The organism is Streptomyces sp. NPDC057307 (assembly GCF_042667665.1).
Lineage (GTDB): Bacteria > Actinomycetota > Actinomycetes > Streptomycetales > Streptomycetaceae > Streptomyces.
Window position 1 is genome coordinate 1 of the sequence record NZ_JBHUZM010000177.1, and the last position, 13,664, is coordinate 13,664.

Consider the following 13,664-nt stretch of genomic DNA (forward strand, 5'->3'; position numbering starts at 1 on the left):
CCGGACACGCCGCACAAGCGGCTCGTCCGGCGCCCGGGAACGTTGGGGGACAGAGCCACCCCTCACATCATCCGGCGCCGCCTGCCCAGCCATGTCTGGGCGATCACCACGACCGCCAGGAAGGCGCCGCTGACGACCTGTTGGTACGCCGAGTCGAGCGAGCCGATCTGGTTGATGACGTTCTGGATGACCTTCAGCAGCAGCACACCCACCAGCGAGCCGCTGATGAACCCGAAGCCACCGGTGAGCAGCGTGCCGCCGATGACGACCGCCGAGATCGCTTCCAGCTCCATGCCGGTGCCCAGGATCGTGACGCCCGAGACCAGCCAGGCCGCGTTCAGCGCCCCTGCCAGTCCGGCGCAGAGGCCCGAGAGGGTGTAGACGGCGATCTTCGTACGGGCCACGGGCGCGCCCATCAGCGCCGCCGCGTCCTCGTTGCCGCCGACCGCGTACACGTACTGGCCGAACCGGCTGCGCCGCAGCATCACGGCGCCCACGACGAACAGCGCCACGGTGATCCACACCGGCACCCCGATGCCCAGCAGCTTCTCCTGGCCCAGGCTCGCGAAGAAGGACTTCTCGTCCACGAGATAGGTGTTGGAGCCCTCGTCGGTGATGGCCAGCAGGATGCCGCGCGCGGCGAGCATCGCCGCGAGTGTGACGATGAACGGCGCGAGCCGTGCCTTCGCGATCAGCAGCCCGTTGACCAGGCCGATCAGACCGCAGACGGCGAGCGGCAGGAGCAGCGCGACGAGGGTGCCGTACTGCGAACCCCACGCGCCGAGCACGCCGCCCAGAGCGAAGAGCGAGCCGACGGACAGGTCGATCCCGCCGGTGATGATCACGAAGGTCATGCCGAGGGCGACGATCGCCAGGAACGCCGACGAGACCGCCATGTTCTCCAGGTTGTCGCCGGTGAGGAACGTGTCGAAGCCGATCGACGCGCCGATGGCGACGAGCAGCAGCGTGACGAGCGCGCCGTGCTGCTGCGCGAGCGCGCTGAGCCGCTCCGCCCGGCTCGCGCCGAGCGGCGCCTCGTCGGTGTCCTTGCCGGAGGCCCCCTTGCCGGGGGAGGAGCCGCCGCCCGAGGCGCGGGCCGGACGCTCCGTATGGGTGTGGGTCATCGCTTTCCCCGTTCGCGTGCCGCGTAGACCGCCAGCACGATCACGACGGCCTGGGCGATCTGCGTCCAGGAGGGCGGCAGATCGTGCTTGATGAGCGTCGCCGTCAGCAACTGGATCAGTACGGCGCCGGCCACCGTGCCGCCGATCCGGATCCGGCCGCCGCTGAGCGGAGTGCCGCCGACGACCACCGCGGTGATCGCCGACAGCTCCATCAGTGTGCCGAGCGACGTCGGGTCGCTGGCCTGGAGCCGTGCGGTGGCGAGCACGCCGGCGATCGCGGCGAGCACGCCCGCGATGACGTAGACGAGGATCAGCACGCGGCGCACCGGCAGCCCGGCGAGCTGCGCGGCGGGCCGGCTGTCGCCGATCGCCAGGAGCTGCCGGCCGAACGTCGTCCGCTTCACGGTGAATCCGACGGCGAGCGCCAGGGCGGCGGCGATCAGTACGAGGTACGGGATGCCGAACAGATCGCCCGAGCCGAGCGAGGACATCCCGGGGTCGCGTACGTCCTTGAGCTGCGGCAGCAGTACGAGGGCGATGCCCCGTCCCGCGACCATCAACGCCAGTGTGGCGACGATGGGTTGGACGCCGATGAACGCGATGAGCGACCCGTTGGCGAGACCGATGACGGCGCCGCCCAGCATCGCGACGATCAGAGCGACCCAGGGCCCGTAGCCGAGATACAGCGACAGCAGGGAGGTCGACAGGGCCATCACGGAGCCGACCGACAGGTCGACGCCCTCGCTGCCGATCGCGAGGGCCATGCCCAGCGCGACGATCAGCACCGGCGCCACCTGCACGGCCTGGGTACGGAAGTTCTCCGTGGACAGGAAGTGCGGGGTGAGCGCGATGTTGACCAGCAGCAGGACGGCGACGCCCGCGTACACCCCGTAGTCCTGGAGCAGACGCAGCAGCCGTGCGCGGTCGACGGGGGCGCCCTTCAGGGCGAGTTCAGTCATGGTCCCTCTCCCCTCCTGAGGAGGTCTTGTCGACCGGGACGGGATCGGGTTCGGGGTTCGCCGCCGCGGGCGCCGCCGGTGCCACGATCGCCGCCGCGTCCGGCGCGACCGTCTTGAGCGCCGCGTCCGACTCCGGCGCCGCCGCGATCGCGTGCAGCAGCCGGTCCTCCGTCACGTCGTCCCCGGTCAACTCCGCGATCACGGCGCCGTCCTTGAGGACCACCACCCGGTCCGACCCCTCGATCAGCTCCTCCATGTCGGAGGAGATCAGCAGCACCCCGAGCCCCTCCTCGGCGAGTTCGTCGATGAGGCCCTGCACCTCGGCCTTGGCGCCCACGTCGATACCGCGGGTCGGTTCGTCCAGCAGCAGCACCTTCGGCTGCATCGCCAGCCAGCGGGCCAGCAGCACCTTCTGCTGGTTGCCGCCGGACAGTTCGCCCACCTTCTGGTACGGCCCCGACGCCTTGATCCGCAGCCGCTTCATGAAGGTGTCCACGATTCGGTCGACCTTCGCGTCGTCCACCAGTCCGAACCGGGACAGGCTCGGCAGCGCGGCCAGCGCGATGTTCTCCCGGACCGAGAGACCGGGGACGATGCCCTCGGCCTTGCGGTCCTCGGGCAGCAGGCTGATGCCGGCCCGGATGGCGGCGGGCGTGGAGCCCGTACGTACGGCGGAACCCGCGACCACCACCTTCCCGGAGTCCGGCGGCAGCGCGCCCGCGATGGCCTTCGCCGTCTCGCTGCGGCCCGAACCGAGCAGCCCGCCGAGGCCCACGACCTCACCGGGCCGCACCTCGACCGAGACCTGGTGCAGCGTATGACGCACCGTCAAGTCCTGTGCGCTGAGCACCGGTTCACGGCCCGCGTGACGGTCTCCGGTGAACTTGGTGACCCCCTCGCTGCTCACCTCGCCCATCTCACGGCCGAGCATCAGCGACACCAGCCGCAGCCGGTCCAGCTCCGCGATCGGCCCGGTGTGGACGAGCTTGCCGTCGCGCAGCACCGTGACCTGGTCGCAGATCTCGTACAGCTCGTCCAGCCGGTGGCTCACGTACACCACCGCGATGTCGCGCTCCTTGAGCATCCTGATCACACCGAACAGGGTGCGCACCTCGCGCGGCTCCAGCGACGACGTCGGTTCGTCCATGATGACCACCCGCGCGTCGACGGAGACCGCCCTGGCGAGCGCCACCATCTGCTGCGCGCCGACGCCCAGCGTCCGCAGCGGACGCTTGACGTCGACCCGCAGCCCCAGTGAGCGCAGCGCCTCGTCGGCCTCGCCGTGCATCCGGCGGAAGTCGATGAGACCCAGCCTGTTCCGGGGCTCGCGCCCCAGGAACAGATTGCGCGCCACGCTCATCAGCGGGACGAGGTTGACCTCCTGGTAGATCGTGGAGATCCCGGCGTGCTGCGCCTCCAGCGGAGTCTGGAAGCGCACCGGACGCCCGTCGTGGACGATCTCGCCCGCATCGGGTTGGTACACACCGGTGAGCACCTTGATGAGGGTGGACTTCCCGGCGCCGTTCTCGCCGATGAGCGCGTGGACCTGGCCCGGCAGTGCGGCGAAGTCCACGCCGTCGAGCGCGCGTGCGCCCGGGAACGTCTTGGTCAGACCGGTGACCGACAGCACGTCAGAAAGCCTTGCCCAGATCGGCCTTGGCGTTCGAAGGGGTGTAGGCGCCGTCCTGGATGACGATGTCCTGCGCGACCTTCTCGCCCTTGGTGAAGGCGTCGAGGGTCTGGAAGGCGAGCGGCCCGAAGCGCGGGTTGGACTCCACGACGCCGGAGATCCAGCCGTCGACGATGCCCTGGACGGCGTTACGGGTGCCGTCGACCGTCACGATCTTCACGGCGCCGGCCTTCTTGCCCGCGCCCTTCAGGGCGTTGACGGCGCCGAGGCCCATCTCGTCGTTCTCGGCGTAGATCCCCTTGATGTCCGGGTTCGACTGGATGAGCTGCTCGGTGACCTGCTGGCCCTTCTCGCGGGCGAACTCACCGGTCTGCTCGAACACCACCTTCAGCTCAGGGGCCTTGGCCTTGATCTGGTCCTTGAAGCCCTTGGTGCGCTCGGTGGTGACGTTGTTGCCCGCGGCGCCGAGCAGGATCGCGACCTCGCCCTTGCCGCCGGTCGCCTCGATCATCTGGTCGGCCGCGCGCTTGCCCTGCTCGATGAAGTCCGAGCCGATGAAGGACACATAGTCCTTGCAGGCGGTGGCGTTGATCTTGCGGTCGATGGTGACGATCGGGATCTTCTTCGCCGCGGCGCTGCGCAGCACCGGGCCCCAGCCGTCGGAGTTGAGGGGCGCGATCACCAGCAGGTCGGCGCCCTTGGCTATCAGGTCCTGGACATCGCTGATCTGCTTGGAGAACTGCGTCTGGGCGTTGGCGGACAGGAGCTTGATGCCGCGCTCCTCCGCCTCGGCCTTGATGGAGGCGGTCTCGGCGATCCGGAAGGGGTTGGCCTCCTTCTCGGACTGGGAGAAGCCGACCGTGGCGGTCTTGAGGTCGACCTTCTCGCCACCGAACTGCGTGATGTCACAGGTCTTGTCGTCCGCGCCGGGCGTGGCGACGACCTGGCCGCTGTCCTTCTCGCCGGCCGATGAGCTCTTGTCGGAGTTGTCGTCCTCGGACTTGGCGCAGCCGCCGAGGGCGAGCGCGCCGACGAGACTCGCGGCGAGGACGGTAGTGGTGGTGGTACGGCGGACGGCGGAAAGCTTCATGGAGATCCCCATCTCGGCGCGGCCCCGGCGACCGGGACGCTCGCGGGAGGTCGGCTCGTACGGACTGCTGGAGTGTTTGTGTGAGTCGTTCGGAACGGTTTTTACATCGTTGTACGGAGGCTGTAAAGCCTTCGCGCGATAACGGCTGTACGTGCGGGGGCCGGTGGCGGTCTCAGTGACGGTCCCGGCGGCGGCCGAGTGTGCTCTCCCGCTCCACCAGCCGGAAATCGGCCCGGAGTTCGCGTGAGCCGTTGCCGACGGGGTCTCCGGTGCCCAGCAGCCGGTTGACGACGGAGCGCACGGCGAGCCTCGCGATGGTCTGTTTGTCGGGCGAGATCGTGGTGAGGGTCACAGCTCCGTAACGGCCCTCCGTGATGTCGTCGAAGCCGACGACCGCGACGTCCTCGGGGACCCGCAGCCCCCGCTCGGACAGCACCCGCATCGCCCCGATCGCGATCAGGTCGTTGTACGCGAAGACCGCGTCGGGCGTCACGCCCGAGTCGAGCAACTGGTTCATCGCGTCGGCGCCGTTGGCGTGGTCCCAGCCGCCCGTCGGGGCGATCAGGGAGTCCGGCGCCGGCAGCCCCGCCGCCTTCAGCTCGGCGCGCCAGCCGCGCAGTCGCAGATGCGACGGCTCGTTGACCCGGTCGGTCCTGGCACCCAGGAACGCGATCGTCGACCGGCCGAGATCCAGCAGGTGCCGTACCGCCATCCGGGCGGCGGCCACGTTGTCGATCGCGATGTGGTCGTACGGCAGGTCGTACTCCCGCTCGCCCAGCAGCACCAGCGGCGCGTCCTGGTCCCGGCCGAGCAGGTCCTCGGTCTCCAGCTCGATCGGGCTCAGGATCAGCCCGTCGATCACCCGTGCCCGGAAGCCCTGGCTGACCAGGACCTCCTGCTCACGGCGGCCACCGGTGTGGTCGAGCAGCACCGTGTACTCGTGCTCCGCCGCCACGTCGATGACCGAGCCGGCCAGCTCGGCGAAGTACGGGTTGCCCAGCTCCGGCACGGCCAGCGCGATGATCCCGGTGCGCCCCTTGCGCAGATGCCGGGCCGTGAGATTCGGCCGGTAGCCCAGCTCGTCGATGGCGAGCTGGACCCGGGCCCGCATCGCCGGGGTGACGTGCCGGTAGTTGTTCACCACGTTCGAAACGGTCTTGATGGAGACGCCCGCGCGCTCCGCGACGTCCTTGAGGCTGACGGTCACCGTGTTTCCCCTCCGAGGTCGGCCCGAAGGTCGCCCCTGCCCAATCTGTACAACGTTATATACGTTGCGGGACGGGGCTTTGTCATGGCCCTGGACAGCTAGTGCGACGGCATGTTGTCATGCCAACTGCCGTTCCTTCCAACGTTGTACAGAGTGTCGCAATGAGCCGCCACCCTCGGAACCAAGCCGGAACCAAGGAGGATTTGTGCGCATTCGAAGAAATCTGGCCCTTCTGCTCGCCGCCGTCCTGGGCGTCGCCGGACTCACGGCGGTCCCGGCCGCATCGGCCGCGGACGACCCGGTCGTGGCCCATGGACTCAAGGGCGAGTACTACTCCTCGTCCGCGCCTGGCGCCTTCGACTTCCACGAGCTGAAGGCCACCGGATTCGACCCGCAGATCGACTTCGACAACCTCGACTCCCGCCTCTCGACGGCCACCGGCAGCGCCGACCACGCCACCGTCCGCTGGACCGGGCGGATCGTCCCCGAACAGAGCGGCCCCCACACCTTCTCGATGATCGGCGACAACGGCTTCCGGCTCTGGGTCGACGGCGAGTTGGCCATCGACCACTGGGTCAACGACTGGGAGAAGGAGCAGACCGCCGACCCGGTCGAACTCACCGGCGGCCAGGAGTACGACATCAAGGTCGAGTACTTCGAGGACATCGGAGGCTCGAACCTCCATCTGAACTGGACCGAACCCGCTGGCGCGAAAGAGCCGGTGCCCACCTCGGCCTTCCGGCTGCCCGACGGTTACGCCTACGACGGTGCCATCGCCACCACCGTGCTGGCCGACGGCCGCACACTGCGGATGGAGTTCGCCCAGGAACTCGGCGCCGTCCCGGCCGGTCTCGCCGGCCATCTCGACGCGATCATCGGCGGCGCCCAGTGGCCGATGACGTCGGTCAAGAAGGATCCGGCCAACGCCCGCAGCCTGCTCGTCGGCCTCAAGGAACCCGTGGTCGGCAAGGGCGGCTCCGCCGACATCCGTTACGACGGCCGGGGCGGCCTCGTCTCGCGGGACGCCGACCCCGTCGGCGAGTTCTGGAGCAGCGGACCGAACAAGTCCGAGTACCAGCTCTCCACCCCGTGGGCCAAGGACGTCGGCCCCGACAACGCGCTGCCCGAGTACCCGCGTCCGCAGATGACCCGCGACGCGTGGCGCAACCTCAACGGGGAGTGGCAGTTCGCCGCCGCCGAGCAGGGCGAGCGCCCGCCGGTGGGCAAGAAGCTGGGCGAGAAGATCCTCGTCCCGTACCCCGTCGAGTCGCAGCTCTCCGGACTCGAACGGCACGAGGACCGGATGTGGTACCGCCGTACCTTCACCGTGCCGGACAGCTGGGACATCGGCGACGGCGGCAAGGGCGGGCACAGCAAGGCGGGCAAGCGTCTGAAGCTGAACTTCGACGCCGTCGACTGGCAGTCCACCGTCTACGTCAACGGCAAGAAGGTCACCGAACACAAGGGCGGCTACGACCGGTTCAGCGCCGACATCACCGACGCGCTCAAGCCCGGCCGTACGCAGGAACTGATCGTCGGCGTGTACGACCCGACCGACGCCGCGGGCGGCGAGAACCCGCCCATGGGCAAGCAGCGCCTCGACCCGAGCGGCATCTTCTACACCTCCTCGTCCGGCATCTGGCAGACGGTCTGGATGGAGCCGGTCGCCACCGACCACGCGGACTCGCTGAAGCTCACCCCGGACGTCACGGGGGAGAAGCTGGCGGTCGAGGTGCGCGGCGTACGCGACGGGGTGCCGGTGACGGCCACCGCGTACGAGGGCAAGCGCAAGGTGGGCACGGTCCGGGGCCGTACGGGAGCGCCGCTCGGTGTGCCGGTGCCCGACCCGCGCCTGTGGTCGCCGGAGGATCCGTATCTGTACAAGCTCGACGTGCGCGTCGGGGACGACAGGTCCGGTGACCGGGTGGGCAGCTACTTCGGGATGCGCTCCATCGCCGTCGAGAAGGTCGACGGGGTGCCGCGCACCGTGCTCAACGGCAAGCCCGTCTTCCTGATGGCCACGCTCGACCAGGGCTTCTGGCCGGACGGACTGCACACCGCGCCGACCGACGAAGCGCTCGCGTTCGACCTCAAGAAGCACAAGGAACTCGGCTACAACTCCGTGCGCAAGCACATCAAGGTGGAGCCGGACCGGTGGTTCTACTGGGCGGACAAGCTGGGGCTCCTCGTCTGGCAGGACATGCCCTCGATGCCGAAGTCCCCGGCGGCCCCCGCCGCGGCGCAGTTCGAACACGAGATGAAGGAGATGATCGACCAGCACGCCGGCAGCCCGTCGGTGATCATGTGGGTCCCCTTCAACGAAGGCTGGGGCCAGTACGACCAGGCGCGGATCGCCGACCAGGCCAAGGGCTGGGACCCGACCCGTCTCGTCAACAACATGAGCGGCGTCAACTGCTGCGGTGCCGTGGACGGCAAGAACGGCGACATCGCCGACGCGCACGGCTACCCGACGCCCCTGCTGCCCGCGCCGGACGGGAAACGGGCGCTGGTCAGCGGCGAGTACGGCGGCCTCGGGCTCGCCGTACCGGGCCACGCCTGGCCGGTCCAGCACACGTATGTGGGCGTCGACCAGGCGAAGTACACGGACGAGTACCTGGGGCAGCTCGACAACGTACGCGACCTCGCCTGCCGGGGGAGCAACGGAGCCGTCTACACCCAGATCACCGATGTGGAAGGTGAACTCAACGGGCTGCTCACCTATGACCGCAAGGTCATGAAGCCCGACGTCAAACGGCTCAAGGCGGCACACGACGCCCTGATCCGCGACGCGTCCGACCCGGCCTCGATGGAGTGCGGCACCTCCTGAGCCGGATAGCGGTCGCGCCCTCGGGCGCCGGGCTCAAGCCCGGTGCCCGGGGGCGCGCTGCGTGAACAGTGCGTCGCGCCGGGAATAAGCAGGTCGGAGCCCGGACTTGAAACTGCTGCCGGCCCGGGACAGGCCCGGGACAGGCCCACGACGGACCCGGGGCGAATCCTGGTACGGACCCCGGGGCAGCCCCTGGTACGGCCATCGACGTCAGCAGTCAGAGCGAGGGATCCACATGCCCAAGGCGTACGTCTACACCCGGTTCGGCGGCCCGGAGGGCGAAGCCTTCGTCGAGCAGCCGAAGCCGGTACCCGGCCACGGCGAACTCCTCATCGCCGTCCGGGCGGCGGGCGTCAACCCCGTCGACTGGAAGCTGCGCACCGGCTATACCCGGCCGGGCTCCACCCCGAAGCCGCTGCCCACCGTGTTCGGCAGCGAGGCGTCCGGAGTGGTCGAGCGGGTCGGCGAGGGTGTGCGCGGATTCGCCGTCGGGGACGCCGTCTTCGGCTCCACCCTCACCGGCGGATACGCCGAGTACACCCTGCTGCCCGCCGCCGTCACCGCCCACAAGCCCGACGCGGTGTCGTTCGTGGACGCGGCGGCCCTGCCGGTCGCCGCGGCGACCGCGTACGACGGCATCCAGCAGCTGGCCCTGCTCGCCGGCGCGACCCTGCTGATCACCGGCGCCGGCGGCGGCGTCGGCGTGGCCGCGACCCAGATCGCCATCGGCGCCGGCCTGCGCGTCGTCGGCTCGGCGAGCGCGGGCAAGAAGGACTTCGTGGAGTCGCTGGGCGCCGTCCACGTCCCGCCGGGCCCCGGACTGCGGGAGCGGGTGCTGGCCGCCGCGCCCGAGGGCGTGGACGCGGTCTTCGACCTCGTCGGCGGCGCGGACCTGGAGGCCGTCGCGGGCCTCGTCACCGACCTGACGAAGCTGATCAGCGCGGGGGACAAGCCGCGGGTCGTGACCCTGGGCGGCGCCGCGGTCGTACGGCTCCGCACGGCCGCCGTCCTCGAAGAGGTGGCCACGCTGGTGGTGTCCGGCGCCCTGCGGCCGTACGTGACACGGACGTTCCCGCTCGCCGAGGCGGCGCGGGCGCTGCGCGCCGTCGAGGACGGGCACGCGCTCGGCAAGATCGTGATCGAGGTCGCCGCGTGAGCGCCGCCGGGCCGGTCCCCTCGCCCGGCGGCCCGACGTACCACCCGCTCGACAATCCCGTACTGGCCGGGCTGACCGGCCCGCACGCCCACTTCGCCGAGCGGCGCGGCCGGGTGCTCGGCTACCGGGCCGAGGTGTCGACCTGGCTCGCCCTGCCCGACGAGCCGGACGCGCGGGACTGGGCGGACGCCGCGCCGCTGGTCGGAGTCGACGGGACGGCCACGCTCGCCGGGGCGGACGTGCTGCCACCGGAGGGCTGGGAGGTCACCTTCCAGGTGGACGGCGTCCAACTGGTCGACGAGTCGGTCGACGCGGTCTTCGACGAGGAGGCGGTGGTGCTCGGCCCCGCCGACGTACCGGAGATGCTGGACCTGGTGGACCGCACCAGGCCGGGGCCCTTCCGGCCGCGCACCATCGAGCTGGGTACGTATCTGGGCATCCGGCGCGGCGGTGCGCTGGTGGCGATGGCGGGGGAGCGCATGCACCCGCCGGGCTGGACGGAGATCAGCGCGGTCTGTACGGCGCCGGAGTTCCGCGGCCAGGGGCTGGGCGCCCGGCTCGTCCTGGCGGTGGCCGCCGGGATCAAGGACCGCGGCGAGACGCCGTTCCTGCAGGCGGCCGGGGACAACGCGAACGCCATCCGGCTCTACGAGACGCTGGGCTTCCGGCTCCGCCGCCGTATGCCGTTCCTCGGGATCCGTGTCCCGGAACCGTCGCGGATCCCGGCGACGGCCGGCGGCTGAGCGAGCGGACACACACATCGGTGGGGCGGGCGACGGCCTGTGGTGGTCGTCCGCCCGCCCCACCGGGTGGGGTGAGTCCGGCTACGTCCGGACCGGGTCATTCATCCGGCTCGACCGGACCGCTCGGCCACGCATACGGCTCGCCCTCATCGCCGCGCCCGCGCAGACCAGGCCCAGCACCGCGGTGAGGGCTCCTGGGATGACGAGGCTGAGGAAGACGCCGCGGTCCGGGCTGGAACCGACCACCCAGGGCGCCGCGACCATCCAGGCACCCAGCAGGCAGAGCGCCCAGCTGAAGCCGTACGTCCGGGTCGGTGTGGCGGAGAAGGCAAGGGCCAGGCCGGCGATCGCGATTCCCATGATCACGTTGTGGACCACGAGACCCGGCTGGCTGGTCGTGTAGTGAAGGATCCAGGGTGAAAGGGCGATGAACAGGCCGGCGAGAAAGATCGGGCCGTCCAGCAGCGCCACATCACGTCCACCGAGCACGCGGGCGTACCTGGCCCGCATCTCTGGTACGTCAGGGTGAGCACCTATGTCTCCCCTGGTGTCGGAAACACCGGGGCGAGAACCTGCATCTCCCCTGGTGTGTGAAACATCGGCCATGAGTCTCGACTCCTTCGGTCTGAGAGGTGCGACCGTGCTGCACCGGATCGAGCGGTACATGACCATTCTGCCCCCTTATTCACCTTTATGTGTAGTTGGGCGTGAACAAATTGCCCGGTACCTCATGGCAAACTGTTCGAGGCCGCTCGGCCGGACGGCCGTATCCGTGCGGGGCCTGACGGGCCCGAGGACGGGTGAGCGCCCGGACGGGTGAGTGACGAGGGATAGGGAACGGCAGCGGCGATGACGTTGACAGACGACGGGACCACGTTCGGCGAGAGCGCACCGGACACCGCGTACGGCCCTGGAATCGACCCCGAGCGCATGGCCGTCTGTCTGGCCGTGCTCGACGAGCTGGACAAGCTCGATGTCGACCACCCCGACGCCGTCGCCGTACGCCGCGCGACCGCCGGGATCTACCGCACCGTCAAGCAGCGCCGCCGCCAGGAGCGTCGGGCGGCGAAGACCGCCAACGACAAGGCGGTCACCGAGGCCACTGCCACCGGTTCCGCCGAGCGCATCGACGACGAGACACAGGGCCTGCTGCCGTCGTCCTCGGTCGCGGGCGACATCGCCGGCATCCTCCAACGGCCGCGCTCCTGCTACATCTGCAAGACCCGTTACGTCGAGGTCGACGCCTTCTACCACCAGCTCTGCCAGTCGTGCGCCGCCGAGAACCGGGCCCGCCGCGACGCCCGTACCGATCTCACCGGCAAGCGCGCCCTGCTGACCGGCGGCCGCGCCAAGATCGGCATGTACATCGCGCTGCGCCTGCTGCGCGACGGCGCGCACACCACCATCACCACCCGCTTCCCGGGCGACGCGATCCGCCGCTTCAAGGCGATGGAGGACAGCGCCGACTGGATCCACCGCCTCAAGATCGTCGGGATAGACCTGCGCGACCCGGCCCAGGTCGTCGCCCTCGCCGACTCGGTCGCCGCCGAGGGGCCGCTGGACATCCTCATCAACAACGCCGCGCAGACGGTACGCCGCTCCGCGGGGGCCTACAGCGAGCTGCTGGCCGCCGAGTCCGCGCCGCTGCCCGCCGGTGAACTCCCGTCCTCGCACGTCATCGGCGCGTTCGGCAGCGGTGCGCAGGCCGTTCTGCCCGCCGGCGGTGGGGATGCGCTGAGCGCGTCGGACATCACCTCGCTGGCCCTGGTCGGCGGCTCGGCCACGCTCGCCCGTATCGAGGCGGGCACGGCGATCGACGCGGGCGGGCTCGTACCCGATCTGCACGACACCAACAGCTGGATCCAGACGGTCTCCGACGTCGATCCGGTGGAGCTGCTCGAAGTCCAACTGTGCAACTCCACCGCGCCGTTCATCCTGATCAGCCGACTGCGCCCGGCCATGGCGGCAGCGGCGGCGGGACGCACGTACGTGGTGAACGTGTCGGCGATGGAAGGCGTGTTCAGCCGCGGCTACAAGGGCGCCGGCCATCCGCACACCAACATGGCGAAGGCCGCGCTCAACATGCTGACCCGGACCAGCGCGCAGGAGATGTTCCAGTCCGACGGCATCCTGATGACCGCCGTCGACACCGGCTGGATCACCGACGAGCGCCCGCACCCGGACAAGATGCGGCTCGCCGACGAGGGCTTCCACGCCCCGCTCGACCTGATCGACGGCGCGGCGCGCGTCTACGACCCGATCGTGCGCGGCCAGGGCGGCGAGGATCTGTACGGCTGTTTCCTCAAGGACTACGCGCCGGCCAACTGGTAGAAGCCGCGCGGACACCGTCAACTGGCGGCGGCCGGACGGCCGTCCGGCCGCTGTCGGGTGCTGACCGAAGGGTGTCCGACCGGCGTCCGGGGGCTGTCCGAGTGCTGTCCTGAAGTGACCCACTTCACGGACCCCATCGAGCGCGCCCGCGCTCATTTGGTTAATGTAAGGCGCACGGACGCCACCCAGGGACCCACGAAGGTTCCTCGGCCGTCCCGGGACAGGCCTGCAACCAGGCCGCCGCCCCGCCCGAAAACCGGCGCCACCGCGACCGAATCATCCTTGCCCCTGCCCCAGTTGGCGGTCGGCGCCCGGTACGAGTCCGGAGTCGGTGCGTCCGGGGTTACGCGACACAAAGGAGTGCGCGGTGACACCTGAAATGGCTCAGCACGAGAACAGCCCGGCCGAACGAGGCGGTGAACGGAGCGGCGGTCCCCAGAAGCTCCGGAACATCGAGGTGTGGGCCAGGTCCGCACCGATCAGGCTGGCGGGCTACGAGGACGACCTCGCGGAGCCGCACATCCTGCAGGGAATCGACTAGACACTCAGCGGTCGAGTCGTCGAGTCGTCGAGTCGTCGAGCGCCGGACGGGCGGAC

At 70.1% G+C, this 13,664-nt stretch carries 11 protein-coding genes; 5 read left to right on the forward strand and 6 right to left on the reverse strand.

Translation table 11 applies throughout. The annotated features are described in order from the left end of the window. Positions 1–62 precede the first annotated feature (62 nt). From ACFUN8_RS33820 to ACFUN8_RS33840, 5 genes are all read right to left on the reverse strand, one after another. A complete protein-coding gene (locus ACFUN8_RS33820) occupies positions 63–1,124 on the reverse strand; it encodes an ABC transporter permease (RefSeq protein ID WP_383646252.1) in 1,062 nt (353 codons plus the stop codon). Next, on the reverse strand, positions 1,121–2,083 hold the full coding sequence (locus ACFUN8_RS33825) for an ABC transporter permease (protein WP_135068310.1): 963 nt from the start codon (positions 2,081–2,083) through the stop codon (positions 1,121–1,123). Before ACFUN8_RS33825 ends, ACFUN8_RS33820 begins: the two co-directional genes overlap by 4 nt. Then, complete coding sequence (locus tag ACFUN8_RS33830; protein WP_383646256.1) at positions 2,076–3,713, reverse strand: sugar ABC transporter ATP-binding protein; 1,638 nt, start codon at positions 3,711–3,713, stop codon at positions 2,076–2,078. Before ACFUN8_RS33830 ends, ACFUN8_RS33825 begins: the two co-directional genes overlap by 8 nt. A 1-nt stretch (position 3,714) precedes the next feature. Beyond that, positions 3,715–4,803 carry an ABC transporter substrate-binding protein gene (locus ACFUN8_RS33835; protein ID WP_383646259.1) on the reverse strand — a complete coding sequence of 363 codons (1,089 nt, stop codon included), beginning with the start codon at positions 4,801–4,803 and terminating at the stop codon, positions 3,715–3,717. Between the two features lie 172 nt (positions 4,804–4,975). Then, complete coding sequence (locus ACFUN8_RS33840; RefSeq protein WP_383646261.1) at positions 4,976–6,010, reverse strand: LacI family DNA-binding transcriptional regulator; 1,035 nt, start codon at positions 6,008–6,010, stop codon at positions 4,976–4,978. Positions 6,011–6,215: 205 nt separating this feature from the next. Here ACFUN8_RS33840 and ACFUN8_RS33845 point away from each other — a divergent pair, with 205 nt between their 5' ends. From ACFUN8_RS33845 to ACFUN8_RS33855, 3 genes are all read left to right on the forward strand, one after another. Further along, complete coding sequence (locus ACFUN8_RS33845) at positions 6,216–8,837, forward strand: PA14 domain-containing protein (RefSeq protein WP_383646264.1); 2,622 nt, start codon at positions 6,216–6,218, stop codon at positions 8,835–8,837. A gap of 235 nt (positions 8,838–9,072) precedes the next feature. Then, on the forward strand, positions 9,073–9,993 hold the full coding sequence (locus tag ACFUN8_RS33850) for an NADP-dependent oxidoreductase (RefSeq protein ID WP_383646267.1): 921 nt from the start codon (positions 9,073–9,075) through the stop codon (positions 9,991–9,993). Further along, positions 9,990–10,736, forward strand: coding sequence for a GNAT family N-acetyltransferase (locus ACFUN8_RS33855; protein ID WP_383646270.1), 747 nt, complete (start codon positions 9,990–9,992; stop codon positions 10,734–10,736). The genes ACFUN8_RS33850 and ACFUN8_RS33855 overlap by 4 nt, the downstream gene beginning before the upstream one ends. A gap of 81 nt (positions 10,737–10,817) precedes the next feature. On the opposite strand, the gene ACFUN8_RS33860 is transcribed toward ACFUN8_RS33855, so the two are convergent. Continuing rightward, on the reverse strand, positions 10,818–11,342 hold the full coding sequence (locus ACFUN8_RS33860) for an SPW repeat protein (protein ID WP_383646273.1): 525 nt from the start codon (positions 11,340–11,342) through the stop codon (positions 10,818–10,820). Positions 11,343–11,585: 243 nt separating this feature from the next. Between ACFUN8_RS33860 and ACFUN8_RS33865 the strand changes: the two genes are divergently transcribed. Beyond that, positions 11,586–13,067 (forward strand): SDR family NAD(P)-dependent oxidoreductase, encoded by a 1,482-nt coding sequence (locus tag ACFUN8_RS33865; protein ID WP_383646276.1) that lies wholly within the window; start codon positions 11,586–11,588, stop codon positions 13,065–13,067. 367 nt (positions 13,068–13,434) lie between these two features. Beyond that, on the forward strand, positions 13,435–13,608 hold the full coding sequence (locus ACFUN8_RS33870; protein ID WP_382568232.1) for a hypothetical protein: 174 nt from the start codon (positions 13,435–13,437) through the stop codon (positions 13,606–13,608). Positions 13,609–13,664 lie beyond the last annotated feature (56 nt).

Excerpts from the sequence above, each read along its gene's own strand:
- ACFUN8_RS33820 (WP_383646252.1), bottom strand. The coding sequence starts at position 1,124 with ATGACCCACACCCATACGGAGCGTCCGGCCCGCGCCTCGGGCGGCGGC.
- ACFUN8_RS33825 (WP_135068310.1), bottom strand. The coding sequence starts at position 2,083 with ATGACTGAACTCGCCCTGAAGGGCGCCCCCGTCGACCGCGCACGGCTG.
- ACFUN8_RS33835 (WP_383646259.1), bottom strand. The coding sequence starts at position 4,803 with ATGAAGCTTTCCGCCGTCCGCCGTACCACCACCACTACCGTCCTCGCC.
- ACFUN8_RS33850 (WP_383646267.1), top strand. The coding sequence starts at position 9,073 with ATGCCCAAGGCGTACGTCTACACCCGGTTCGGCGGCCCGGAGGGCGAA.
- ACFUN8_RS33860 (WP_383646273.1), bottom strand. The coding sequence starts at position 11,342 with ATGGCCGATGTTTCACACACCAGGGGAGATGCAGGTTCTCGCCCCGGT.
- ACFUN8_RS33865 (WP_383646276.1), top strand. The coding sequence starts at position 11,586 with ATGACGTTGACAGACGACGGGACCACGTTCGGCGAGAGCGCACCGGAC.